Annotated in this window: 20 protein-coding genes; 15 read left to right on the top strand and 5 right to left on the bottom strand. The window is 70.8% G+C overall.

The window, feature by feature from the left end; genetic code table 11:
• Window positions 1–32: 32 nt before the first annotated feature.
• The 4 genes from sufC to ABD691_RS24265 all read left to right on the top strand — a co-directional run bounded on the left by sufC (window position 33) and on the right by ABD691_RS24265 (window position 3,038).
• Window positions 33–806 carry a Fe-S cluster assembly ATPase SufC gene (gene sufC, locus ABD691_RS24280; RefSeq protein ID WP_344683399.1) on the top strand — a complete coding sequence of 258 codons (774 nt, stop codon included), beginning with the start codon at window positions 33–35 and terminating at the stop codon, window positions 804–806.
• On the top strand, window positions 803–2,101 hold the full coding sequence (locus tag ABD691_RS24275) for a cysteine desulfurase (RefSeq protein ID WP_344683398.1): 1,299 nt from the start codon (window positions 803–805) through the stop codon (window positions 2,099–2,101). Before sufC ends, ABD691_RS24275 begins: the two co-directional genes overlap by 4 nt.
• A 9-nt stretch (window positions 2,102–2,110) precedes the next feature.
• Entirely contained in the window at window positions 2,111–2,569 is a 459-nt protein-coding gene (gene sufU, locus ABD691_RS24270; RefSeq protein ID WP_344683397.1) for a Fe-S cluster assembly sulfur transfer protein SufU, read from the top strand.
• 67 nt (window positions 2,570–2,636) lie between these two features.
• Window positions 2,637–3,038 carry a metal-sulfur cluster assembly factor gene (locus ABD691_RS24265; RefSeq protein ID WP_344683395.1) on the top strand — a complete coding sequence of 134 codons (402 nt, stop codon included), beginning with the start codon at window positions 2,637–2,639 and terminating at the stop codon, window positions 3,036–3,038.
• Between the two features lie 57 nt (window positions 3,039–3,095).
• Here ABD691_RS24265 and ABD691_RS24260 read toward each other — a convergent pair whose 3' ends face one another.
• The 4 genes from ABD691_RS24260 to ABD691_RS24245 all read right to left on the bottom strand — a co-directional run bounded on the left by ABD691_RS24260 (window position 3,096) and on the right by ABD691_RS24245 (window position 10,718).
• A complete protein-coding gene (locus ABD691_RS24260; RefSeq protein ID WP_344683393.1) occupies window positions 3,096–3,923 on the bottom strand; it encodes an MOSC domain-containing protein in 828 nt (275 codons plus the stop codon).
• 36 nt (window positions 3,924–3,959) lie between these two features.
• Entirely contained in the window at window positions 3,960–6,359 is a 2,400-nt protein-coding gene (locus ABD691_RS24255) for a GH92 family glycosyl hydrolase (RefSeq protein WP_344683391.1), read from the bottom strand.
• A gap of 369 nt (window positions 6,360–6,728) precedes the next feature.
• Complete coding sequence (locus ABD691_RS24250) at window positions 6,729–8,471, bottom strand: GGDEF domain-containing protein (RefSeq protein WP_344683390.1); 1,743 nt, start codon at window positions 8,469–8,471, stop codon at window positions 6,729–6,731.
• Window positions 8,472–9,518: 1,047 nt separating this feature from the next.
• On the bottom strand, window positions 9,519–10,718 hold the full coding sequence (locus tag ABD691_RS24245) for a lycopene cyclase family protein (RefSeq protein ID WP_344683388.1): 1,200 nt from the start codon (window positions 10,716–10,718) through the stop codon (window positions 9,519–9,521).
• Between the two features lie 71 nt (window positions 10,719–10,789).
• Here ABD691_RS24245 and ABD691_RS24240 point away from each other — a divergent pair, with 71 nt between their 5' ends.
• The 5 genes from ABD691_RS24240 to ABD691_RS24220 all read left to right on the top strand — a co-directional run bounded on the left by ABD691_RS24240 (window position 10,790) and on the right by ABD691_RS24220 (window position 16,422).
• A complete protein-coding gene (locus tag ABD691_RS24240) occupies window positions 10,790–12,370 on the top strand; it encodes a deoxyguanosinetriphosphate triphosphohydrolase family protein (protein ID WP_344683387.1) in 1,581 nt (526 codons plus the stop codon).
• Window positions 12,371–12,434: 64 nt separating this feature from the next.
• Window positions 12,435–13,109 carry an acVLRF1 family peptidyl-tRNA hydrolase gene (locus ABD691_RS24235; RefSeq protein WP_344683386.1) on the top strand — a complete coding sequence of 225 codons (675 nt, stop codon included), beginning with the start codon at window positions 12,435–12,437 and terminating at the stop codon, window positions 13,107–13,109.
• Window positions 13,110–13,322: 213 nt separating this feature from the next.
• Complete coding sequence (locus ABD691_RS24230) at window positions 13,323–14,951, top strand: ABC-F family ATP-binding cassette domain-containing protein (RefSeq protein ID WP_344683384.1); 1,629 nt, start codon at window positions 13,323–13,325, stop codon at window positions 14,949–14,951.
• 313 nt (window positions 14,952–15,264) lie between these two features.
• On the top strand, window positions 15,265–15,474 hold the full coding sequence (locus ABD691_RS24225; RefSeq protein ID WP_009942935.1) for a helix-turn-helix domain-containing protein: 210 nt from the start codon (window positions 15,265–15,267) through the stop codon (window positions 15,472–15,474).
• Between the two features lie 141 nt (window positions 15,475–15,615).
• Window positions 15,616–16,422, top strand: coding sequence for an enoyl-CoA hydratase/isomerase family protein (locus ABD691_RS24220; RefSeq protein ID WP_344683378.1), 807 nt, complete (start codon window positions 15,616–15,618; stop codon window positions 16,420–16,422).
• 57 nt (window positions 16,423–16,479) lie between these two features.
• Here the strand turns inward: ABD691_RS24220 and ABD691_RS24215 are convergent, their stop codons facing one another.
• Complete coding sequence (locus ABD691_RS24215) at window positions 16,480–17,214, bottom strand: sugar isomerase domain-containing protein (protein ID WP_344683376.1); 735 nt, start codon at window positions 17,212–17,214, stop codon at window positions 16,480–16,482.
• 156 nt (window positions 17,215–17,370) lie between these two features.
• On the opposite strand from ABD691_RS24215, the gene ABD691_RS24210 reads away from it, so the two are divergent.
• From ABD691_RS24210 to ABD691_RS24185, 6 genes are all read left to right on the top strand, one after another.
• Complete coding sequence (locus ABD691_RS24210; protein ID WP_344683374.1) at window positions 17,371–18,003, top strand: TetR/AcrR family transcriptional regulator; 633 nt, start codon at window positions 17,371–17,373, stop codon at window positions 18,001–18,003.
• Between the two features lie 181 nt (window positions 18,004–18,184).
• The gene (locus ABD691_RS24205) at window positions 18,185–18,901 is read left to right on the top strand and encodes an Imm1 family immunity protein (protein ID WP_344683372.1); all 717 of its coding nucleotides are present in this window, start codon (window positions 18,185–18,187) and stop codon (window positions 18,899–18,901) included.
• Window positions 18,902–19,041: 140 nt separating this feature from the next.
• Window positions 19,042–20,832: an ABC transporter substrate-binding protein gene (locus ABD691_RS24200; protein WP_344683370.1), complete on the top strand. Its 1,791-nt coding sequence runs from the start codon at window positions 19,042–19,044 to the stop codon at window positions 20,830–20,832.
• A 3-nt stretch (window positions 20,833–20,835) separates the two neighbouring features.
• A complete protein-coding gene (locus tag ABD691_RS24195; protein ID WP_344683368.1) occupies window positions 20,836–21,876 on the top strand; it encodes an ABC transporter permease in 1,041 nt (346 codons plus the stop codon).
• Complete coding sequence (locus tag ABD691_RS24190) at window positions 21,873–22,769, top strand: ABC transporter permease (protein WP_344683366.1); 897 nt, start codon at window positions 21,873–21,875, stop codon at window positions 22,767–22,769. The genes ABD691_RS24195 and ABD691_RS24190 overlap by 4 nt, the downstream gene beginning before the upstream one ends.
• On the top strand, window positions 22,766–24,358 hold the full coding sequence (locus tag ABD691_RS24185) for a dipeptide ABC transporter ATP-binding protein (protein ID WP_344683364.1): 1,593 nt from the start codon (window positions 22,766–22,768) through the stop codon (window positions 24,356–24,358). Before ABD691_RS24190 ends, ABD691_RS24185 begins: the two co-directional genes overlap by 4 nt.
• Window positions 24,359–24,477 lie beyond the last annotated feature (119 nt).

Genomic DNA, 24,477 nt, shown 5'->3' with positions numbered 1-24,477 from the left:
AGCTTTCGCACACACCAGGAGAAACGAAACAAATGGCCACCCTGGAGATCAAGGACCTGCACGGCTCGGTCGTGACCGAGGAAGGCGCCAAGCCGATCCTCAAGGGCGTGAACCTGACCGTGAACTCGGGCCAGATCCACGCCATCATGGGGCCCAACGGCTCCGGCAAGTCGACGCTGGCCTACGCCATCGCCGGCCACCCGAAGTACCAGATCGACTCCGGTCAGGTCCTGCTCGACGGCGAGGACGTGCTGGAGATGAGCGTGGACGAGCGCGCCCGCGCCGGTCTGTTCCTCGCCATGCAGTACCCGGTCGAGGTGCCGGGCGTGTCGATGTCGAACTTCCTGCGCACCGCGGCCACCGCGGTCCGGGGCGAGGCCCCGCAGATCCGGCACTGGGTCAAGGAGGTCAAGCAGGCCATGAGCGACCTGGACATCGACCCGGCGTTCGCCGAGCGCAGCGTCAACGAGGGTTTCTCCGGCGGTGAGAAGAAGCGGCACGAGATCCTGCAGCTCGACCTGCTCAAGCCGAAGTTCGCGATCCTCGACGAGACCGACTCCGGTCTGGACGTCGACGCGCTGCGGGTCGTCTCCGAGGGCGTCAACCGCTACACCTCCGAGGGCGACAAGGGTGTCCTGCTGATCACCCACTACACCCGGATCCTCAAGCACATCACCCCGGACTTCGTGCACGTGTTCGCCGACGGCAAGGTCGTCGAGTCCGGCGGTGCCGAGCTCGCCGACGAGCTGGAGACCAGCGGCTACGTGCGGTTCACCGGCAAGAAGGAGGCGGCTGCCCAGTCATGACCGTTCAGCCTCCTCGTACCTCGGGTGCGAGCACACCCCTGGACGTCGCGGCGATCCGTTCGGACTTCCCGATCCTGAGCCGCACCGTCCGGGACGACCGACCGCTGGTGTACCTGGACTCCGGGGCGACCTCGCAGCGCCCCCGCCAGGTGCTCGACGCGGAGCGCTCCTTCCTGGAGTCCTCCAACGCTGCGGTGCACCGCGGTGCGCACCAGCTCTCTGAGGAGGCTACGGACGCGTACGAGGGCGCCCGCGAGAAGATCGCGCGCTTCATCGGGGTCGGCGCCGACGAGGTGGTGTTCACCAAGAACGCCACCGAGGGCGTCAACCTGGTCGCCTACGCGATGAGCAACGCCGCCACGTCCGGGGCGGAGGCCGAGCGCTTCCGCCTCGGGCCGGGCGACGAGATCGTGGTGACCGAGATGGAGCACCACGCCAACCTCGTGCCGTGGCAGGAGCTGTGCAGGCGCACCGGGGCCACGCTGCGCTGGTTCGGCGTCACCCCGGAGGGCAGGCTCGACCTGTCCGACGTGGACGGTGTGATCACCGAGCGGACCAAGGTCGTCGCCTTCGCCCACCAGTCCAACGTGCTGGGCACGGTCAACCCGGTCGAGCCGCTGGTGACGCGGGCCAAGCAGGTCGGCGCGCTGACCGTGCTCGACGCCTGCCAGTCGGTGCCGCACAAGCCGGTCGACTTCGGCTCGCTGGAGGTGGACTTCGCGGTCTTCTCCGGCCACAAGATGCTCGGCCCGTCCGGGGTCGGCGTGCTCTACGGCCGCCGCGAGCTGCTGGCCGCGATGCCGCCGTTCATCACCGGCGGGTCGATGATCGAGATGGTGCACATCGACCACTCCACCTACGCCGAGCCGCCGCAGCGGTTCGAGGCCGGGGTGCCGATGACCTCGCAGGTCATCGGCCTCGGCGCGGCCGTCGACTACCTGTCGGTGGTGGGCGTCGAGCGGATCGCCGAGCACGAGCGGCGGCTCACCGAGCTCGCGCTGCACGAGCTGTCGGCGATCGAGGGCGTGCGGATCATCGGGCCGGAAAGCACCGAGAGCCGCGGGGGTACAGTGTCGTTCGTGGTCGACGGAGTGCACCCGCACGACGTCGGCCAGGTGCTGGACAACGAGGGCGTAGAGGTCCGCGTCGGACACCACTGCGCCTGGCCGCTGCACCGCGTGATGGGGGTTCCGGCCACCGTCCGCGCGAGCTTCTACCTCTACAACGAGCTCGACGAGGTCAAGGCGCTGGTTGGTGCGGTGCGCGAATCGCAGCGCTTCTTCGGTGTGGCGTAGAGGGGCGCTATGCAGCTGGAGCAGATGTACCAGGAGATCATCCTGGACCACTACCGGAAACCGCATCGGCACGGGCTACGCGAGCCGTTCGACGCGGAGTCCTTCCAGGTCAACCCGACCTGCGGCGACGAGGTGACGCTGCGGGTCCGGCTGGCAGGCGAGGGGCCGGACGCGGTCGTGGAGGACGTCTCCTACGAGGGCCAGGGCTGCTCGATCAGCCAGGCTTCGGTGTCGGTGCTGACCGATCTGGTCGTGGGCCGCACCGTCGGGGAGGCGTTCGAGACGCAGGCCGCGTTCGGCGAGCTGATGCAGGGGCGGGGGCAGGTCGAGCCCGACGAGGACGTCCTCGAGGACGGCGTTGCCTTCGCCGGAGTGGCCAAGTACCCGGCCCGCGTGAAGTGCGCGCTGCTGGGCTGGATGGCTTTCAAGGACGCCGTTTCCCGTGTCGACGCGCAGGAGGCATCGTGAGCGACCGTGCTTTCCCCGCTCGTGGTGCCGACCGGGTGCGAGTGACCCGCAGAACACAGGAGGCATCATGAGCGACGAGACCCAGGTCCAGGACGTCCAGCGCGGTGTTGAGGGCATGCCGGAGCCGCCGGCGCCGAAGGCCGATCTCGCCGCGATCGAGGACGTCGAGGAGGCCCTGCGCGACGTGGTCGACCCCGAGCTCGGCATCAACGTCGTCGACCTCGGCCTGGTCTACGACGTCCGCGTCGAGCAGGACAACTCCGCGACCGTGGACATGACGCTGACCTCGGCGGCCTGCCCGCTGACCGACGTCATCGAGGAGCAGGCCCGCGCGGCGCTGACCACCGGACCCGGTGGTGGCCTGGTCAGCGACTTCCGCATCAACTGGGTGTGGATGCCGCCGTGGGGTCCGGAGAAGATCACCGAGGAGGGGCGCGAGCAGCTGCGAGCGCTCGGCTTCACGGTCTGATCCGAGCAGTTTTCGAGGGGCGCTCTCCCGAGTGGGGGAGCGCCCCTCGCTGTTGTCTCAGCCGAGTTCGACGGGGTCCGAGGCGCGGATCCGGCCCGGCTGGACCACCTCGGCGTAGACGCCCGCGACCGCGGACGGCCCGGAGCCGGCGACGTTCATCCGGTTGTGCTGGGCAGGGATGCGCAGCGCCTCGCGGTTGACCGGGAGATCGCCGTGCGCCAGCGTCGGAATCGCGCACCTCGGCGTCGGGATCAGCACGCGCAGCACGACTTCGGCACCGATCCGCACCAGCCGCTCGCCCCAGTCGTTCTCGGCGAAGCCGGTCAGCTCGGGCGTGTCGATTATGATGTTGGGCCGGTACCGGATCGGGTCGACGGGAGCGGTCGCGTGCTCGTCGATCGCGGCCAGGGTGGCGGTGGTGATCAGGTGCACCGGGGCGAAGTCGACCAGGGTCTCCGGTGGAACGGCGGCCCCGAACTCGTTCTCGGCGACCGCCACCCGCGCGTCCAGCCCCTTGTCCAGCACCTCGTCGGGGTCGGACCGTTCGAGGATGGCGCCGCCGGGCCTGCGGTCGATCAGCGCGACCTTCCTGCCGAGGTAGCTGCTGAGCACCGCTTCGGTTTCGGCGGAGTCGGCGGCGGACACGGTCGCGTCGGGCAGCGTCATGGTGACGGATTCGCCCGTACGAGCGCGGATGGTCGGCATGCCGCGCCACAGCCGCGGGTTCTTGGCACTGACCACCCGCCCGGACTCCACGTCGAGCAGCGCGTACCTGCGGTCGCCCACAACGCCCCGCGCGGTGATCTCGCACGACTGCACGGTTTCCCCGAGCATCGATTTGACCGGATAGCGGCGCAGGGTGGACACGACTCCCACTCGGGACATTCCGGCTCCTTATGCGGTTCGGCTCCACCCCGCACGTTAGCGCTTGGCGCAGGGCGATTCCGGCGCGGAGCCGGGACCGGTGCCCCAGTCGGACGGCCGGTCCGACAACGAGTGGTCGATCGACCCGCCGCGCAGCTGCTCCAGCCCGACCCACACCTGCTCGTGCGGACCGCCAGAGACCTGCACCTGGTCGATGTACTGGAGCTTGCGTGGGTCGGCACCACGAGCGGTGATGGTCAGCGGCTTCCCGCCCGGAAGCTCCACCACCGCCCGTTCGAACCGCGGAGCGTTGAGCACGAACTGACCGGTCCCCGGCACCGCCGGGTACAGGCCGAGCGCGCTGAAGACGTACCACGCCGACATCGTGCCGAGGTCGTCGTTGCCGGTCACGCCGTCCGGTGCGTTGGTGAACAGCGTCTGCTGGGCCCGCGCGACGGCCGAGGTCTTGGCGGGCTGCCCGATCAGCGAGTACATCCACGGCGAGTGCAGGTCGGGCTCGTTGTTGGGGTTGTAGCGGAATTCGCCGTAGTAGTCGTACGGGTCGATGACCCAGTCCTCGCGGGCCGTGCGCGCGGGATCGACCAGCAGCTTGTCGTAGGCGAAGAAGGTGTCCAGCCGCTTGCCCGCCTGCTCGGCACCGCCCACGGCGTCGACGAGCCCGGGCACGTCCTGCTGGGTCAGCCATTGGTACTGCCACGCGGTGCCTTCGTGGAACCCGGCGTCGGACACCGGTTCGTAGGGCTCGACCCAGGAACCGTCCTGCACGCGGGGACGGGGGAACCCGGTGAAGCCGCGTTCGGGGTCGTGGACGGCAGGATCCCAGACGTTGCGCCAGGACCGGCCGCGTTCGGCCAGCTCCGCGGCGTCGGCCTGCCGCCCGAGCGCACCGGCCATGATGGACAGCGAGCAGTCGGCCAGCGCGTACTCCATCGTCGCCGAGCCGCCGTGGTGCGGGTCGACGTCCTGGCCCTTCTTCGGGAAATCCGTGTCGTACTGGACGAATCCCTGCGACAGGTAGGACTCGTTGCCCGCGCGCCCCTCGTACTGCGACTCCGCGGGAGGGACTTCGTCCGCGTTGCGCCGCAGCGCCCGGTACGCCTGCTCCTCAAGCCCTCGCAGCGCTCCGAAACGCCACAGGTCGACCAGGAACGGGGTCACCGGATCACCGGTCATCGTGTTGGTCTCGTAGTTGGCGTACGCCCAGCGCGGCAGCCAGCCGCCCTGCTCGTCGATGGTGAGCACCGACCGCGCGATGTCCCGCGCCCGTCCGGGAACGAGCAGCGCCAGCAACTGGTTCTGGGTGCGGTAGGTGTCCCACAACGAGAAGAACTGGTGGTAGGTCCAGCCGTCGGCGACGTGGATCCGCTCGTCGAAGCCGCGGTACCGGCCGTCCGCGTCGCTCGCGGTCAGCGGCTGGAGCAGCACGTGGTACAGGGAGGTCGCGAAAACCGCCTGGTCGTCGGCACTTCCGCCGGACACGCGGATGCGGCCGAGCTCGCGGCGCCACACGTCCTGCGTCCGTTCGCGGATGTCGTCGAAGCCGAGGAGGCGGCCCCGGTCGGTTCCCTCGGCCGCGAGGTTGGCGTCCGCGCCCGCCTGGTCGACGTGCGAGATCGACGTCGTCGCCGTGACCTGCCGCTCCCCGAAGGAAAGCCACGCCCCGCGCAGCCCTTCGCCACCGGAGACCGCGGGGCGCCCGGCCTGCCCGCCGTCGGGCTGCCAGGTGCCGAAAGAGCTGATCGGGCGGTCGAACCTGGTCGTGAACCAGACGGTGTACTCCCGTCCGCCGCAGAAGCCGATGCTGCGCACCCAACCCCGCACGGTGTGGTCGTCGACGACCTCGACCCCGCTGCCGGTGACCCGGTTCCTGGCGTTGGCCTGCCCGACGTTGACGAAGACGTTGCCGGGCGCGGCACCGTCGAACGTGTAGCGCTCCACGCCCGCCCTGGTGCTGGCGGTCGCTTCGACGTCGATGCCGTCGTAGTCGGTGAGCCGGGTCCGGTAGTAGCCGGCGTCGCCGACCTCGCCGTCGTGGGTGTAGGCGGCGGCGTAGTTGTTGTGGTCGAACTCGGCGGGCTGCGTGGTGTCGAAGTCGTTGCCCTGGCCCGGGCCGATCGATCCGGTGGTCGGCAGGGTCGAGATCAGCCCGCCCTGTTCCCAGCACCCCGCCCCGGACAGGAAGAAGTGGCCGAAGCCCCGGATCCGCTCGTCGGGGTACTGCCAGCCCGCGTAGTGCGTTCCGATCGGGCTGACCTGCGTCATTCCGAAGGGCGCTGACGCGCCGGGGAAGGTGTTGCCCTCGTCCTGGGTGCCGGTGAAGGTGTTCACCGCCTCGACCGGGTCGGCGGGCTGCGCGACGGCCGGAGCGCCCGCGGCGACCAGCGAGGTGAGCGCGGCCAAGGCGGTGATGAAGACGCGGCGCGGACGTCGTGGCATGGCTGCTCCCGTGGACAACGTTGTCATAGGGGCGAACCTCCTCAACCTATGAGGCGGCCTCGGGCGGGAGCAATGCGGAAGACGAGTGATCGCGGGTTCACCGGATCCAGCTATGGCGAACGTCAGTTCGAATCCGGGATCATCGTAGGTATGAGGCAGATGGCGAATTTTCATCCACAGTGGACGTCTTGGTGCTCGCGACTGGCTCGGTCGCGTCCACGACTGAATCGGCCGCATCCGCGACTGAATCGGCCGCATCCGCGACTGGCTCGGTCGCGTCCACGGCGGACTCGATTTCGTCCACAGTGGACCATGTCATGTCCGCGGTGGACTCGGTGGCACCCGCGGTCGACCCGCTGGGGAGCCCGGCTAGCCGTGGCTTTCCGGGTCGTGCGAAGGGAATTCGGGCGGCGGCTCGACCTGGCCGCGCAACACGTCGATGCGATCCGAGCCCGGGCGCGACATCACCCAGCTCGATCCGCGCAGCGACTTGGCGTGCCGCTTGAGCGGGGCGAGCTGCTGCGACACCTCGTCGTAGCTGGAGATCACGCTCTGGGTGCACACGAAGGTCGCCAGCGACAGGCTGACCTCGACCCCGCCCGCGGCGCGCGGCGGGTCGAGCAGCATCTCCGACAGCGGCACCAGGTCGTCGAGGTCGGAGACCAGCAGGAAGTCGTCGCCGCCGACGTGGCCGACCTGGACCGAGCGCAACGAGGCCGCGGCGTCGGTCAGGCTGCGGCCGATGGAACGGATCAGGTCGTCGCCCGCCGAGAACCCGGCGGTGTCGTTGACCGTCTTGAAGGCGTCCACGTCCAGCCAGCTCACCGCGAACACCTCGCCTGCCGAGATCCGGCGGGCGACGTCGCGCGCTATGGCGTCGCTGCCCGGCAGCCGCGTCAGCGGGTTCAGCGCGGCGGCCTCCTCGACCTTCAGGTCCGCCATGCCGCGGATCAGGTGACCCGCGCGGACCGCGCCCAGGCAGCGGCCCGACTCGTCGACCACGATCGCGTCGTCGTACATCCGGTACTGGTCGGACCCGGTGATCAGGCTCAGCGCCTCCATCGCCGTCGTGGCGGTGGTGACCACCCGGGGCTCGTCGGCCAGCCGCGACGCGGGGCGCTTGGCGTGCAGGGCGTGGCCGTAGGGGCCGGTCACCGCGAGCAGGAAGCGGTTGCGCTCGATCGTCCACTTCGGATGGTTCTGCGCGTCGACCAGCACCACGCCGCTGATCTCGGGGTGGTCGGCCAGCACCTGGCGCACCTTGTCGGCGGTGACGTCGGTGGGCAGGGTCGTGGCGGGGGAGAGGAACTCGGTGACCCGCGGTCCGGCGGCCAGCGTGGAGACCGACGGCCCGTGCGGATCGGTGACCTCGCCTGCCAGCCCGGGAACGGTCAGCACGGTCGGTGGCCGCCGGGCGGCGGGCGCGAGCAGGTTGCCCTGCACCAGGCGGATGCCGTTGCGGCGCAGCGCGGTCAGCTGCCGCTCGTTCTCGACGCCCTCGGCGACCAGCAGCGCGTCCGTCGAGCTGCACAGGTGCCGGGCGGCTTCGAGCACCGCCACGCGGCCGGGGACGTCGGGCAGGCCGTCGACCACGGCGCGGTCGAGCTTGACGACGTTGGGCTGCATGTCGGCGATCAGCGTGAGCGGGACGTCGCCCTCGCCCACGCCGTCGAGGGCGATCTGGTAGCCGTCGGCCCGGAGCTTCTCCGCCCCGGCGATGAGGTCGGCCGGTTCCAGCCGGGCGAACGGCGGCCCGATCTCCAGGGTCACCTCCTGCTCGCGCCTGCCGATGCGGTGCAGGGTCTCCCGCAGCAGGTCGAGCCGGGCGAGGTCGTGGGTCACTGTCCCGCCGAAGATGTTGATGTGCAGCGGGAGCAGGGTCTCGTGTTCGGATGCGGAGTTCAGGGCCGCGACCGCGAGCTGGACGTCCAGCTCGGTGAGCTTTCGCTGGCGCGCGGCCTCCCGGAAGAGGTCGTGCACATGCGCACCGGTTGGCCTGGCGAGCGCTTCCACCGCCACGATGGCACCGGTCTTCACGTTGATCAACGGCTGGAACGCGAAGCGCACTTCGTCCACCAGCGCAAGCACGAAGTCGATGTTGCCCGCACTCATGCCGCTCCATCGAGCTTGTTCACGACCTGTTCACCGACATCTCAGCTCCACCTCGTTTCCGAGGACGGCGGGTCCAAGGGCCCAACTTAACGGGTCTGACCAGCCTGTAACAGCAGGAGGTCCAATGCACTGTGTCGATTGACACAGCGAAGTGAAACCGTTCCGTCGCGTTCCGTGCGCGTTTGCCGCAGCGCGGTCGACTGTTCGCGGGGCGACGGATGAATTCTAGGTCAACGGGGTTGCGCGACGACAGTTCACCATTTACGGAACGGAGTAGTGTAGATTGGCGTTTTCCCAGTTCGCGGGAACTCGAGGGCTCTCCGGTCGGGGCTTCGCGGTCGAGATCGGTACAAACGTGCCAATGCTGGCCCAATGCTGTCAACAACCGGCAAATTGTGGCGGATCTTCGCCAGGTATTTACCGTTGGTGGCGCGCACTTCCGGCCGGAGATCAATGGGATGTGAACGGGCCGCGACATTGGTTCGTCCTATTCTGAGGCGAAGGGAAGTGAGATCCCCGATTCCGATCAACACCACGTCGAGATCGCTTAGTGGCGTCCCGATCTCCGAAGCGGCTCCGGTCCGACGGGGACGCTCGGGTGGGCTCCAAGGCGGGCGTTTTTGATCTTGGACGGCGGCGCGGGTCATGCGGGCGGTCGTGCGGGTCGCGTGGGTGCATGGATCGTGCGGTCCTGCGGGGTGTGGGTGCGTGGGTCGTGCGGTCGTGCTGTTGCGCGGGTCGTGCGGCGGCGCACGTCGTGCGGTCGCGTGGCTGGTGCTGCTGCGTGGTTGGTGCGGTCGCGCGGCTGGTCCTGTTGCGCGGGTCGTGGTCGCGTGGCTGGTGTGGTTGCGCGGGGCGTTTCTGAGAACGGGTGGTTCTGCGGCGCTCGCCGCCGCCCCAGTCCCCAAGCGGGTCTCCGGGCGAGAAGTGGCTCTGCCGCTTCACGCCCGCCCGGCACAATGCGCGCGGAGACTTCTGTCTTCGGCTGGGCGCGGGGCGTGGCGGTGGAGTTCGCGGCCGTTCCGCGCGAGCGGCGAGGCGAGGCGCTTACAGACCGCCGAGCCCGTGATGGGCGTGCGGGCGTCCCAGCGAAAGCCCGCCGGCGACGAGCCGACGGCGGATCCGCCAGGGCGCGCGCCCGAACAGTGCCGTCATCGCCGCTGCCGTCGCGGCCGGGTCGCCGTCTGAGGACAGGAACGCCCACTGGTGGCGCAGGTCCAGCGAGAAGAACGCCTCGAAGAACTCGGGGACCAGCTCCGGTGGGAACGCCAGCAGCGCCTGGAGCGCGCGTCGGCGCAGAGAGTGCGCGGCCAGCGCGCGCGGCGGCCAGAGGATCGACCACGCCGCCCGGGACGCGGCGATCGGTCCCGAGGGCAGCCCTGCGCTGATCGCGGCGGCGACCCACGGCGCCTGGCGGAGCGAGCTGGCGATGCTGAAGCCGGTCGCCGGGTGGATGAGGCCCGCGGTCGCGCCGAACGGGATCACCCGTCCCGGCCGGGGCAGCGGGTCGTCGACGGGGAACCGCACCCGCTCCTCGGCGGCGGCGTCCGGCACGGCGATCCCGGCGTCGGCCAGCCGGTTGCGCAGGCGCCTGCGCAGCAGTGCCAGCGGCAGCGCGGGACGGCGTGCCAGCGAGGTCTCCTCCAGCAGCACCTGGCCGTCGCCGAGGCGCACGCCGTAGAGGAACGTGGGCCAGCCGCCGCGGGTGTCGGGTGCGGGCCGCCAGTCCATGAACAGGCCGGTGCCCGGCGGGACCAGGTCCGCCACCGCGTCCTCGTCGAGCGCGAGGCCGACGGCGGTCTGCTGCGCGGGAGTGCGCGGCGGTCGTCCTCCGGAAAGGATCCGGGAGGCGCCGGAGGCGTCGATGACCACTGCCGAGGCGATCCTGCGGTCGTCCTTCAGACGCACGGTCGATCCGGTGGGGCCGTGCTCCGCCGACACGACCCGCCCGGCGATCTCGGTGATGTCCTCGCGCCAAAGGTGCTTCCACAGCGCCGTGTTGTCCACGACCGCGTAAGGCCGCGCCCACTCGTGCTGCGTGGTGCCGACCGCCCGCATCCGGTCCATGACCTCGGCCATGGCCGTGTCCGGCACCGACGCCGGCAGCTCGTCACGCCAGGAGGCGTAGGTGTGCGGCCACACCCGCCTCGGGTTCGGGTCGATCAGGGTGACCCGCAGTCCCGTGTCGCTGCACGCGGCTGCGACCGCGCGGCCTGCGGGACCCGCGCCCACGACTACGACATCCACCACGTGAGCATGAGATCACGGCGGCGGTGCGCGGTGCCGTCCGACCGGGCGGCTTCGACTAGCGTGTTGCCATGCTGAGCTCGGAACCATCCAGGACAGGTCGTCGCAGCGAACGGACCGGACACCGGCAGCTGGCCGGCGACGTGGCGGTCGACCCGTTCCGGGCGGACCGGGACCGGGTGTCGAGCTCGGCGTTCTTCGCGCGGCTCGGCGGCGTCACCCAGGTCGTCAGCCCGAGCGGGTCGGGTCTGCTGCTGCACAACCGCCTGACCCACAGCCTCAAGGTCGCCAACGTCGCCAGGGCGCTGGCCGAACGGCTGCTGCGGGATCCGGCCAACGCCGACGCCCTGTCCCGCCTCGGCGGTCTCGACGGCGATGTCGTGGAGGCCGCCGCGCTCGGCCACGACCTCGGCCACCCGCCGTTCGGGCACCTCGGCGAAGCCGTGCTCGACCGGCTGGCGCGGGAGCGGTTCGCCCTGCCGGACGGGTTCGAGGGCAACGCCCAGTCCTTCCGCATCGTCAGCCGGATCGACGTGCGCGGCATCGAGGCCGAAGGGCTCGACCTGACCGCGGCGGTCCGCGCGGCGCTGCTGAAGTACCCGTGGACCCGGCTCGCCCGGCCGCAACCGCATCCCCGGCACATGCCCTCGCCGCCGCGCGGGGCTTCCGAACCGGAGGAGGCGCCGGGCACCGGAAGCGCGAAGTTCTCCTGCTACATCACTGAACTGGATGACATGCAGGACTGCCGCGCCGCCTTCGCGGGCCGGATCGAGGACTGGCAGCAGACCGTCGAGGCGTCGATCATGGACACCGCCGACGACATCGCCTACGCGATCCACGACGTGGAGGACTTCCACCGGGTCGGCATCCTCCAGCACACCACCGTCTCGCACGAGCTGACCGCGTGGCTCGGCCAGTTCGCCGAGTTCGGCACGCTGACCGACGCCGAGCTGGCCGCGGCGAGCAGCAGGCCCGGGCTGTCGCTGGAGCGGCTGCGCCGCAGGCTGAAGGCCAAGGACGCGTGGATCGCCGACGACGAGGCGTTCGTCAGCGCCGTCAAGAAGGTGGTCGCGAACCTGGTCACCAAGCTGCTGGAGGTCCCCTTCGACCGGTCCAAGCAGGCTGAGCAGGCAGTCGCGGCGTTCTCCGGCGAGTGGACGCGGCGGCTCGTGGAGGGCATCCGGCTCGACGAGCACCCGACCACCAGGTCCGGTCACGTCGCGCTCGCGGTCGAGCAGTGGCACGAGGTCCAGGTGCTGAAGTTCGTGCACCGGCGGTTCGTGCTGCAACGCCCCGACCTGGCGCTGCACCAGCGCGGGCAGGACCGGCTGCTGACCAAGCTCGTGGAGGCCCTGGACAACTGGCTGATCGACCGCAGCGAAGCGGCCCGGCTGCCGTACCGGCTGCGCGACCTGTTCGACGGTGCCCGCGACGAACTGCGCGCGTTGCAGACCGACGCCCCGGACGCGCTGGTGCGGCCAGGGGAGACGCTGCCCTCAGGTGCGGAGCGCGAGCGGCACCTCGAACGCATGGCCCGGGGCCGCGCGGTCATCGACTTCGTCGCGTCGCTGACCGACGAGCAGGCCGCCGCGCTGCTGGAGGCCCTTTCCGGTCGCACCACGCAGCTGTGGAGCGACACCTTCGTCCTGTGACAGGCCGTCCTGTGACAGGCGGTTCCGTGCGGATCAGGCAGCTTCGTGAGGATGGGTGCAGGCGATGCCGCCCAAGGTCAGGGAACTTCCCGGTGGCGGCCGTGCCGTCGAGGTCGCGCCGGAGCGGCTGGAGGGCTGGTTCCGGCGCTTCGCCGAGGGGCACGGCGGAGTCAGGCGGACTCTGGTCGGGCCCGACCGGGTCGAGGCCGAGGCCGACGACGGTTCGACCGCCGCGGTCGCGGTCCCGTTCGGCCCGCTGCCGCCTCCGCACGGCGAGCACGACGGGCTCGCGGTCGAGTCGCTGGTCGACCACGTGACCGCGCCGAGGCGGATCGGGCTGGTGCTGGTCCGGCTCGGCGCGCACAGCGTCGGGATCAGCCGGGGCGGCCGGGTCGAGCAGTCGTCGACCGATCGCCACCTCGTGCACGGCCGGAACAAGGCGGGCGGGTGGTCGCAGCAGCGGTTCGCCCGCCGCCGGGAAGGCCAGTCGCGGCGGTCGCTGGAGGCGGCGGCCGACGCCGTGGCGCGGATCCTGCTGCCCGTCGAGCGCGAACTGGACGGGATCGTCCTCGGCGGCGACCGGCAGGCGCTCGAAGCCCTGCGCGCCGACTCCCGGCTGACCGCGCTGCTGTCGTCGGCCCAGCCGCGGGTGCTCGACGTGCCCGAACCCCGCCGGGCCGTGCTCGACGAGGCGGCCCGGCGCGCGGTGGCCGTCGAGGTGGAGATCCGCGATGTGTGAGCAGGGCTATGCGACGTGCGGACAATTCGCTGGACGCCCGTCGGTACACTCGACTGGTGGTTCATGAGCGTCCAGTAGTCCGGGTTCGGGTTACCAGAAGAACCTGGCACGCCGATTAGCGGCGACCGCGCTCACCGGTTCCCGCGCCTGCCGCGGGCTCGGCCGGTGGGCGTTCGCATGTGATCGCTCGACCACCGACTCCCGGAGTTTTCCTTGATCTCTGCCACCGGACTCGAACTGCGTGCGGGTTCCCGCATCCTGCTCTCCGAGGCGACCCTGCGCGTCCAGCCCGGCGACCGCGTCGGTCTCGTCGGCCGCAACGGCGCGGGCAAGACCACGACGCTGCGGGTGCTCGCCGGTGAGGGCCAGCCCTACGCGGGCGAGGTGATCCGCCGCGGCGAGCTCGGCTACCTGCCGCAGGACCCGCGCGAGGGCGATCTGTCGGTGACGGCCAAGGACCGGGTGCTCTCCGCCCGCGGCCTGGACCAGCTGCTGCGGGACATGGAGAAGGCGCAGACCGAGATGGCCGAGCTGGCCGACGACCGCCAGCGCGACAAGGCGGTCGCGCGCTACGGCAGGCTCGAGGAGCGCTTCGCCGCGCGCGGCGGGTACGCCGCCGAGAGCGAGGCGGGCCGGATCTGCAGCAACCTCGGGCTCGCCGACCGGGTGCTGCACCAGCCGCTGCGCACGCTCTCCGGCGGTCAGCGCCGCCGGGTCGAGCTGGCCCGCATCCTGTTCGCGGCGTCCGAGGCCGGGCCCGGCGGCAAGTCCGCCACCACGCTGCTGCTCGACGAGCCCACCAACCACCTCGACGCCGACTCGATCAACTGGCTGCGCGAGTTCCTCAAAGCCCACGACGGCGGTCTCGTGGTCATCAGCCACGACGTGGACCTGCTGGCCGCGGTGGTCAACAAGGTCTGGTTCCTCGACGCGGTCCGGGGCGAGGCCGACGTCTACAACATGGACTGGAAGCGCTACCAGGAGGCGCGCGCCGCGGACGAGAAGCGCCGCAGGCGCGAGCGCGCCAACGCCGAGAAGAAGGCGTCGGCGCTGATGGCGCAGGCCGACAAGATGCGGGCGAAGGCGACCAAGGCGGTCGCCGCGCAGAACATGGCGCGCCGCGCCGAGAAGCTGGTGTCCGGCCTCGAGGCCGAGCAGGCCCAGGACAAGGTCGCCAAGATCCGCTTCCCCGAACCGGCACCGTGCGGGCGCACCCCGCTGACCGCCGACGGGCTGTCGAAGTCCTACGGCTCGCTGGAGATCTTCAGCGGCGTGGACCTGGCCGTCGACCGCGGCGCCAAGGTCGTCATCCTCGGGCTCAACGGTGCGGGCAAGACCACCCTGCTGCGCCTGCTCGGCGGCATGGAGAACGCTGACTCCGGCGAGATCGTCCCAGGTCACGGCCTGCGCATCGGGTACTACGCGCAGGAGCACGAGACGCTGGACCACGACGCGAGCGTCTGGGAGAACGTCCGCAGGGCCGCCCCGGACGCCCCCGAGCAGCAGCTGCGCACGCTGCTCGGCGCCTTCCTGTTCACCGGCGAACAGCTCCAGCAGCCCGCGGGCACCCTGTCCGGCGGGGAGAAGACGCGGCTCGCGCTGGCCGGCCTGGTTTCCAGCGCCGCCAACGTGCTGCTGCTCGACGAGCCGACGAACAACCTCGACCCGGCAAGCCGCGAGCAGGTGCTCGACGCGCTGCGCAGCTTCACCGGGGCGGTCGTGCTGGTCACGCACGACCCCGGCGCGGTGGAGGCGCTGGAGCCCGAGCGGGTGATCCTGCTGCCCGACGGCACCGAGGATCATTGGTCCGACGACTACCTGGAACTGGTCCAGCTGGCCTAGCGCCGAGGCCGGTGCGCGGTGGCGTCCGGCAGTCGGCGCGGGGCCCCGGCCGGACCCGCCATGTGGGTCACCCGGCGGATGATCCGCGTTCTCACCAGGCACGCAGCGGTTCGGCGGCCAATACCACGTGCAAGCAGGCGCCGGTGGCTACTACGGATGGATTAGTGCATTCCGGTGATCGCCGGGGTGTGAACCTCGGCTGATGGCGGATCTTTTTCCATGATCGCCTGGCGTTTGCGGCCTTCCTGTTCGATCATTGCGCTGACAGGGGTCGCGAGCGGCCCGACCTGCTCGGAGGGAAGGCGGGGACACTGTGGCTGACCTGAAGAAGGGTGCGCGAATCACCGGAAGCGCACGGGACAAGCTTGCCAGTGACCTGAAGAAGAAGTACGAGAAGGGGGCCAGTATCCGCGCTCTGGCGGAGGCGACCGGCCGGTCCTACGGATTCGTGCACCGGGTTCTCAGCGAATCGGGCGTGCAGCTTCGGGGTCGCGGGGGCGCGACCCGCACCAAGAAGAAGTGAGCACGACCGTCGCCTGTCACCAACTGCGCAGCACCGGGCGTCGCGCCTGGTGCCGTCGGCGCCGTGCGCACGCGGAAGCTCCTTGATCGGCGGGTACGCTAGTCGCCGACCGATCAACGCACATCTGCATCGGAGGCCCGCGTGGCGGAGTCGACAGTGGACGCCGACCTGTTGGATCGTGGCGGTGTGGGGCTCACGATCCACGGTCGGCGGGCCACGATCACTCTCAATCGCCCGGACAAGCTCAACGCGCAAACCCCCCATACGTGGTTCGCGCTGCGTGAGATCGGGCAGAAACTCGATCCCGAGGTCCGGGTCGTCGTCGTGCGCGGCGAAGGCCGGGCGTTCTCCGCGGGTCTGGACCGCAGGTTGTTCGGGACCGAGGACGTCGACGGCTCACCGGGCCTGATCTCGCTCGGCAAGCGGCCGACCGAACAGGCCGATGCCGAGATCGCCGGGTTCCAGCAGGGTTTCAGCTGGTTGCGCGAGCCCGACCGGGTCACCATCGCGGCCGTGCAGGGCCACGCGATCGGCGCAGGCTTCCAGCTCGCGCTGGCCTGCGACCTGCGGGTGCTCGCCTCGGATGCGCGGCTGCGGATGGCCGAGACCAGCCTCGGGCTGGTGCCCGACCTGGGCGGAACGCTGCCGCTGGTCCGCGCGGTCGGCTACGCCAAGGCCGTGGAGATCTGCCTGACCGGGCGCGAGGTCACCGCCGACGAGGCGGCGCAGATCGGCCTGGCCAACACGGTCGTGCCCGCCGATCAGCTGGAGAGCGCCGTCGACCAGCTCGCCGAGGCCGTCGCGCAGCCGGCCGCGGGCGCGGCGCGCGAGACCCTGGCCCTGCTGGTGCAGGCCGAGGAGGCGGTGGAACCGGAGCAGCAGCTCGCCGCGGAGCGGTCGGCGCAGTTGCGCCGGATCGCGGAGATGGCGGAGCTGCTCGGCTCCTAGCCGACGACACGGGAACGGGCCCGCGGTGTTCGACCGCGGGCCCGTTCCCGTTTTCGCTTACAGGAGTCCGGGAACGCGCTTGCCGTAGTTCTCCAGGTTCGCGGCGTTGGCCTCGTCGCCGCCCACGGTGTTCGAGCTGCGCCAGACCGGGAGGGCGAGGTCCCGCTGGCCGGCCGTGTTGTGCAGTTCGACGAGCAGCATGTTCCACAGGAACACGTTTGCCAGCGACGAAAGCGGGGCGGTCACCGGGGACTCGGCCGGGTAGCTCGCGTCGCCGCCGGGCACGAGGGTGTCCAGCACGATGTCGGCCTGCTCGGCCAGCGTGGTGCCCGCCCGCTTCGGGGCTTCGGCGCTGGCCGCCGGCGAGGTGAAGGCGATGACCTGCGAGCCCGCTTTGCGGGCGGTGATCGCCAGTTCGACGGGGTAGGGGTTGACCCCGGAGTTGGAGAAGACGACCAGGACGTCGGTGCCGCCGCGGAAGCCGGCTTCGGTGATGATCTCCTCGGCCAGCCCGGTGCGGCGTTCGGTCCGGGTGCTGGGCACCGCGCCGTGCAGCGGCAGCAGGTCCGGGTGGTACAGCGGGCGGACCGCGGCGAGGCCGCCCGCCCGGTAGAAGGTCTCCATCACGGCGGCGAGCGAGTGCCCGGCGCCCGCGGTGAAGACCAGTCCGTCGGCGCTGATGTGGTCGGCCAGCACCCCCGCTGCCTCGCGCAGCCGGGTGGCGTTGTGCGCGCCGATCCGGCGGAGGTGGGCGAGGCAGGGTTCGGCGTGCGCGGGCGCGTTTTCGGGCATGGCAGGGCACTCCCCGGAGAGCGGCGATCAGGACACAAAGAGGTCTATACCAATGCGCGGAGCGAGGTCAACCGGCGTCCGCACCCGGCCCACCACTGCTGTGGTTCCCGGACTAGGGTGTTGATCACGCCGGAAGACCGATCCGCCAGGGGATACATGCCACAGCGAGGCAATCGACGCGAACTGCTCGCCGAATGCGCCATCGAGGTGCTCGCGCGCGAAGGTGGCCGCGGCCTGACGCACCGCGCGATCGACCGCGAGGCCGGGGTGCCGGAAGGGACCACGAAGAACTACCACCCGACCCGCGGCTCGCTGCTCGTGGCGGCTGCCCGGCACATCGCCGAGGAGCACACCGCCGCGCTCCGGGCGTTGCGCGACCAGATGCCCGCCGAGGTGACCAGGGCCGACATCGCCAAGCTGTACGCGACGATGCTGCGGCGGATGGTGACCGAGGCGCGTTCGCGGTTCCTCGCGCTGTTCGAGCTGCACCTGGAAGGCGTCCGGCGGCCGGAGGTGCGCGCCGCGCTCGGCGAGATCGGCCTGGCCAACGTGGACACCGCGGTGCACCTGCACGCCGCGGTGGGCGAGCGGATCAGCCGCCGCGGCGGTGGTCTGCTGGAGGCCGGTCTGCTCGGGGTCGCGCTGTCGATGCTGAGCATGCCCGACGACGTGGTGCACGAGATCGGGTTCAACGATCCCGATCCCCTGGCCGCCGCGCTGCTGTCGATGACGGCCGAGGACGACCCGCCCGTGGAAGCGGTGAACGAGGTGCGCGGCCGAGCGAGCTGAGCACCCGGTGGCGCTGCGGATCCGCGGTGTCACTCGCGGTAGTCTTGGCGCGATCAAGGTGCTGCTGGTCGGTTGGTCGGCACGACTTGGCATCATGGCCGGCGGAGTCCTTCGCGCAACAAGTCCGGGGTGTCCCCAGCGAACCAGTGGACGCCCACGAGCCATTGGATGTAGGGAAGGCATGTCGAATCCGCCATCGCAAGACGAGCCCGGCCTGTTCGAACCTCCCGCGTCGGTTTTCGCCCGGCTGACCGATGTTCCGCTGGACGTCGTCGACAAGCTGATCGAGACCACCAACGCCGTCTACGGGGACCTGAACAAGGTCCAGGGGCACCCGTACTGGGGCGATCTGGTGTACCACCAGGGCGCCGCGATGCGGGCGCTGCGCGAGGCGCGCGAGTGCTTGGAGGGGCTGCGTGCCGAAGCCGTCGGCGCCCGCAACACCGAGCTGGGCATCACGGTCGCGACCGCCGTGGTCGACGGGGAGCGGCACTACGCCCACTCCGAGGACGACAAGGCGAACCTGGTGAACAAGGTGCTGCGGCCGAGCGGTCCGGGCGCCGGGCACTTCTTCGTGTGGGACCGGCCGTTCGACAACGACGAGGTCGCGGGCCCGTTCCAGCAGATCCGGGTCGTCACCGACCCCGAGGCCGAGGTCGGGGTGCTCAACTACACCGAGGAGACCGAGGACGGCGAGCTGCTGTCCTGGCACACCTTCAACCCGCAGCCGCTGCCGGAGGCGCCGCCGCTGCGCTTCGACGCCGGGAGCGCGCTGCGGTTCCCGCGGAATTCGGTGCTGCGGTTCCGGGATCTGCGCGCCGCACTGGTGGAATTCGCCCGCGGCGGGCAGCGGCCCGGTGCGGTCGAGTGGCAGACTGCGCGGTGGGGCGAAGCCTGATCCGCCGGTTCCGGGATTTCGCCGGGTAACGGTTCGGTGCAACCAGGTGGCGAGACCCGGCGACATTCCCTGTTAAGCATTGACGAACACGGTCCGTTGATGGTTCTTTCTTCTCACTCGCCGCGAAGGAGTGGTTTGACGTGGGAAGAAAACTGGCCGTGCTGTGGGCGGTGCTGCTGGTCGGGCTGGCCTTCCCGGCCTCGGCGCCCGCCTTCGCGCAGGAGGGTGAGCGGGGTGCGACCCTGCGCGTGGGTCTGCAGCAGCAGTTCGACTCGCTGAACCCGTTCCTCGGCTACACCCTGGCCTCGACCGAGGTGTTCCGGCTGATCTACCCGACGCTGACCAACTACAGCCAGCACGACTTCTCCCCGGTGCCGGAGCTGGCCGAGAGCTGGGAGCCCTCGCCGGACAAGCTGACCTGGACCTTCCACATCCGGCCGGGCGTCACCTGGTCGGACGGAGCGCCGGTGACCGCCCGGGACGCGGCGTACACGTTCAACCGGATGATGACCGATCCGGCGGCGGGCACCGCCAACGGCAACTTCGTGGAGAACTTCGAGACCGTCACCGCGCCCGACGACCGCACGCTGGTGATCAGGACCCGCACGCCGCAGGCGACCATGCTGGCGATCGACGCCCCGATCGTGCCCGAGCACGTTTGGTCGAAGATCGGTGACGTCGCGGGCTTCCCGAACGACCAGGAGCCGGTGGTCGGCAGCGGTCCGTTCACGCTGACCGAGTACCAGCCCGAGCAGTACCTCACGCTGCGCGCCAACAAGCAGTTCTGGCGCGGTCCGGCCAAGATCGACGAGCTGCGCTTCGTCAACTTCAAGAACAGCGACGCCGCCGTGCAGGCGCTGCGCAAGGGCGAGATCGACGTCGTGCAGAAGCTCACCCCGGCGCAGTTCGACGCGCTGAAGGGCGAGCAGGACATCACCCAGGTCAAGGGGCAGGGGCGGCGCTTCTACGAGCTGATCCTCAACCCCGGCGCGGCCAACAGCACCGGCGCCCGGATCGGTACCGGGCACCCCGCGCTGACCGACGTCCGGGTGCGGCGGGCGATCGACCAGGCGATCGACCACCAGGCGCTGGTGGACCGGGTGCTGGGCGGCTACGGCCAGGTCGGTGGCGGCTACCTGCCGCCGATCTTCTCCGACTACCACTGGACCCCGCCGCAGCCGCGGCGCTTCGACATCGCCGCGGCGAACCGCGCGCTCGACGAGGCCGGGTACGCGCGTGGCGCCGACGGCATCCGGCGCACCCCGCAGGGCGAACCGCTCAACTTCGACTTCGTGCTGCACGGCGACGAGTCCGCCGACGCCCAGGTGGGTGAGTTCGTCAAGCAGTGGCTCGGCGAGCTGGGCATCGCCGTCGAACTGCAGCCGGTGTCGGACAACCAGCTCAACGACCGCACGACCGCCGGTGACTTCGACATGGTGATCAGCGGCTGGTCGGCCAACCCCGACCCGGACTACGTCCTGCGGTTGCAGACCTGCGGCGCGCGGCCCAGCCCGGACGGCGGCGGCAACGTCGACACGTACCTCTGCGACAAGCAGTACGACGACGCCTACGCGCGCCAGCTCGGCGAGTTCGACCCGACCGCGCGGCGGGCCGCGGTGCAGCAGGTGCAGGAGCGGTTCTACGACCAGGCAGCCGGGCTGATCCTGTACTACCAGAACTCGCTGGAGGCCTACCGCAGCGACCGGTTCAGCGGTTTCACCATGCAACCGGCGAACGAAGGCGTTATCACTGGACAGCAGGGCTACTGGGGCTACTACGGCGCCCAGCCCACCGAGCTGGCCAGGTCGGACGCGAGCGGTGGTGACTACGGCACCGCCGCCCTGGTGCTCGGCGGGGTGGTGGTTCTCGCCGGTGTCGTCGTGGTGCTCGTCGTCTTCCGCAGGCGGGCGACCGCGGACAACCGGGAGTGAAACGTGGCGGACCTACTGGCGAACGCCCCCGAAGCGGCACCGGAGCCCGGACGCGCCCGCCGCGGGCTGGGCACCTTCCTCGCGGCCAAGCTCGGCGGCGGGCTGGTCAGCCTGTTCCTCGTGGCGGTGCTGGGTTTCTTCCTCTTCCGGGTGATGCCGGGCGATCCGGCGCGGACCATGACGCGCGGTGCGCCGGTCAGCGAGGACCAGCTGGTCGCGCTGCGCGCGCGGTTCGGCCTGGACCAGCCGCTGTGGAAGCAGTTCCTGGACTTCCTCGGGAACCTGCTGCGCGGTGATCTCGGCACCTCCTACACCTACAGCCGGCCGGTCGGCGACCTGATCCTGGAACGGCTCGGGCCGACGCTGCTGCTGGTCGGCACCGCGACGGTGCTGGCGGTGGTGCTGGGGCTGTGGACCGGAACGCGCGCGGCGTGGCGGCACGGCAGCGCGTTCGACAAGTCCTCGACCTCGATCGCGCTGACGCTGTGGTCGGTGCCGACGTTCTGGCTCGGCCTGATCGTGCTGATGGTCTTCGGCGTCGGGATGGGCCCGTTCCCCGGGCTGTTCCCGGTCGGCGGCATCTCCTCGCCCGACGTGCCCGACGGCCTGCTGCCGCAGGTGCTCGACGTGGCGCACCACCTGGTGCTGCCCGCGCTGACGATGGTGGCGGTGATCTACGCCGAGTACCTGATGGTGATGCGCTCGTCGCTGCTGGAGGAGATGGGCGAGGACTACCTGACCACGGCGCGGGCGAAGGGGCTGCGCGAGGACCTGGTGCGGCGCAGGCACGCCGTGCCCAACGCGCTGCTGCCGACCGTGACGCTGATCTTCCTGCGGCTGGGTCTGGTGGTCATGGGCGCGATCACGGTGGAGACGGTGTTCTCCTGGCCGGGCCTGGGACTGCTGACGTTCGAGGCGCTGCGGGTGCCGGACCTGCCGCTGCTGCAGGGGATCTTCATCGTGATGGCGGGAAGCGTGATCCTGATGAACGTGCTGGCCGACATGCTCTACCGGGGCCTGGATCCGAGGGTGCGTGAGTCATGACCGCCACCGCGAAGCAGATCGCCCGGCAGCGCCGCCGCGCGCGGGCGGACGAGATGTGGCAGGCGTTCCGGCGCGACCGCGCCGGGCTGACCGGCCTGGTGCTGCTGGTGCTGATCGCGGCGCTGGCGCTGCTGGCACCGCTGCTGACCGACGCCTCCGGCCTCGACGTCACCCGGGCCACCGGCGAGGCGTTGCAGCCGCCGGGCTCGGAGTTCTGGCTCGGCACCGACGAGTCCGGCCGGTCGGTGCTGCTGCTGACCTGGTGGGGTGCGCGGGTGTCGCTGGTGGTCGGGCTGTCGGCGGCGCTGCTGTCGATGGTGATCGGCACCCTGTTCGGCGTCACCGCCGCGCACTTCGGCGGCTGGACCTCGACGGTGCTGATGCGGGTGACCGACTTCTTCCTGGTGCTGCCGTCGCTGGTGCTGGCGATCGCGCTGTCGACGGTGCTCGCGCGCGGGCTGCCGACGATCGTGCTCGCGATCGGCGTGACGGCCTGGCCCGCGACCGCGCGGCTGGTGCGCGCGCAGACGCTGACCATCGAGGCCCGCCCCTACATCGAGCGGGCGCGTGCGCTCGGCGGCGGACCCGGTCACGTCATCGGCAGGCACGTGCTGCCCGCGGTGCTGCCGCTGGTGTTCGCCAACACGACGTTGCAGGTGGCCAGCGCGATCATCGCCGAGTCGACGCTGTCGTTCCTGGGGCTGGGCGACCCGAGCCGGGTGTCGTGGGGCTCGATGCTGAAGTCGGCGATGGACACCGGCGCGGTCACCGCGGGCGCGTGGTGGTACCTGCTGCCGCCGGGCCTGGGGATCGTGGCGGTGGTGCTGAGCTTCACGCTCTGCGGCCGGGCGCTGGAATCCGTGTTCAATCCGAGGCTTCGGGGGCAGGCGTGAGTCCCATCCTGCAACTGCGCGACGTGTCGGTGTCCTACCGGACGGCCGGCGGGCTGGTGCCCGCCGTGCACGACGTGAACTTCAGCCTGGAGCAGGGCGAAACGCTCGGACTGGCGGGGGAGTCCGGCTGCGGCAAGACCACGCTGGCGATGTCGGTGCTGCGGCTGCTGCCCAAGTCGGCGGTGATCGACGGCGAGGTCCTGCTGGACGGCGTGGACGTCCGGTCCATGACCTTCGGCGAGTTGCGCGCGGCGCGGTGGGCGAGCGCGTCGGTGGTGTTCCAGGGCGCGATGCACGCGCTGAACCCGGTGCGGACCATCGGCGCGCAGATCGCCGAGCCGATCCGGCTGCACTCCAGCTCGACCGGGGACCTGCGCAAGCGGGTCGCCGAGCTGCTGGAGCAGGTCGAGCTGCCCGCGAGCCGCGCCGACGCCTACCCGCACGAGCTGTCCGGTGGCCAGAAGCAGCGGGTGATGATCGCGATGGCCCTGGCGTGCGAGCCTCGGCTGGTGATCGCCGACGAGCCGACCACGGCGCTGGACGTCGTGGTGCAGGCGCAGATCCTGGAGCTGATGAGCAGGCTGGTGGCCGAGCGCGGGATCTCGCTGATGATGATCAGCCACGACCTGTCGGTGCTGTCGGTCAGCTGCGCGCGGCTGGCGGTGATGTACGAGGGACGGATCGTCGAGCACGGCCCCTCGCACCAGGTGATGACCAAGCCCGAGCACGCGCACAGCCGCGCGCTGGCCGACGCGTTCCCCACTGTCGGCGATCCCGCTTTCCGCTACACCAGCGGGGAAGGCGCCGGCTCTGCGCTGCTGGCGGCGAAGGGCGTGTCGGTGGACTTCACCGACCGCTCGGGTAACCGGGTGCGCGCGGTGCGGGGAGTGGATCTGGACGTCGCTGACAACGAGATCGTCGCGCTGGTCGGGCAGTCGGGGTCGGGCAAGACGACGCTGGCCCGGACGCTCCTCGGGCTCCAGGAGCCGACCGGCGGTGCCGTGCACTTCGACGGTTCCGCGCTGCCGACCTCGGCTGCCGGACTTCGCGAGTACCGCAAGCACGTCCAGCTGGTCCTGCAGGACCCGACGGGTGCGCTCAACCCGCGCCACACCGTCTACGAGGCGGTCGCCGAGGGGCTGCGCATCCACGGGATCGAGGGCGACGAGCGGGAGCTGGTCGCGGCGGCGCTGGAGGCGGCGGAGCTGCGCCCGGCGGAGAAGTTCTTCCCCCGGCTGCCGCACGAGCTCTCCGGCGGTCAGCGGCAGCGGGTGGTGATCGCCGGTGCGCTGGTCCTCCAGCCGAAGGTGCTGGTGGCCGACGAGCCGGTGGCGTCGCTGGACGCGACCGTGCGCGGGGAGATCCTGGCGCTGCTGCTGCGGTTGCGCGTCGAGCGCGGGCTGTCGACGCTGGTGATCACCCACGACCTGGGGCTGGCGTGGAACATCGCCGACCGGGTGGCGGTGATGTACCGCGGCGAGATCGTCGAGGTCGGCGGGGTCGAGCAGGTGCTGCTCGATCCGCAGCACGAGTACACCAGGACGCTGTTGTCCGCGGTGCCCACGGTCCGGCGGTTCGCCGAGGACTGAAGCCTTGTCCGGCGACGCGGGATCTGGTGCTGTGATTCCGGGATCGTTGGCGGACCTGGAGGTCGTCATGAGCGACGCTTGTTCCCCGCTCGTGATGGCCGACCGGGTGCGGGTGTCCC

The organism is Saccharopolyspora taberi (genome assembly GCF_039534165.1).
Lineage (GTDB): Bacteria > Actinomycetota > Actinomycetes > Mycobacteriales > Pseudonocardiaceae > Saccharopolyspora_D > Saccharopolyspora_D taberi.
This window is presented reverse-complemented; position numbering and strand designations above follow the sequence as displayed.

Bases quoted from the DNA above. Each gene is read 5' to 3' on its own strand.
- sufC (WP_344683399.1), top strand. From the start codon at position 33: ATGGCCACCCTGGAGATCAAGGACCTGCACGGCTCGGTCGTGACCGAG.
- ABD691_RS24275 (WP_344683398.1), top strand. From the start codon at position 803: ATGACCGTTCAGCCTCCTCGTACCTCGGGTGCGAGCACACCCCTGGAC.
- sufU (WP_344683397.1), top strand. From the start codon at position 2,111: ATGCAGCTGGAGCAGATGTACCAGGAGATCATCCTGGACCACTACCGG.
- ABD691_RS24265 (WP_344683395.1), top strand. From the start codon at position 2,637: ATGAGCGACGAGACCCAGGTCCAGGACGTCCAGCGCGGTGTTGAGGGC.
- ABD691_RS24260 (WP_344683393.1), bottom strand. From the start codon at position 3,923: ATGTCCCGAGTGGGAGTCGTGTCCACCCTGCGCCGCTATCCGGTCAAA.
- ABD691_RS24255 (WP_344683391.1), bottom strand. From the start codon at position 6,359: ATGCCACGACGTCCGCGCCGCGTCTTCATCACCGCCTTGGCCGCGCTC.
- ABD691_RS24250 (WP_344683390.1), bottom strand. From the start codon at position 8,471: ATGAGTGCGGGCAACATCGACTTCGTGCTTGCGCTGGTGGACGAAGTG.
- ABD691_RS24240 (WP_344683387.1), top strand. From the start codon at position 10,790: ATGCTGAGCTCGGAACCATCCAGGACAGGTCGTCGCAGCGAACGGACC.
- ABD691_RS24235 (WP_344683386.1), top strand. From the start codon at position 12,435: ATGCCGCCCAAGGTCAGGGAACTTCCCGGTGGCGGCCGTGCCGTCGAG.
- ABD691_RS24215 (WP_344683376.1), bottom strand. From the start codon at position 17,214: ATGCCCGAAAACGCGCCCGCGCACGCCGAACCCTGCCTCGCCCACCTC.
- ABD691_RS24210 (WP_344683374.1), top strand. From the start codon at position 17,371: ATGCCACAGCGAGGCAATCGACGCGAACTGCTCGCCGAATGCGCCATC.
- ABD691_RS24205 (WP_344683372.1), top strand. From the start codon at position 18,185: ATGTCGAATCCGCCATCGCAAGACGAGCCCGGCCTGTTCGAACCTCCC.
- ABD691_RS24190 (WP_344683366.1), top strand. From the start codon at position 21,873: ATGACCGCCACCGCGAAGCAGATCGCCCGGCAGCGCCGCCGCGCGCGG.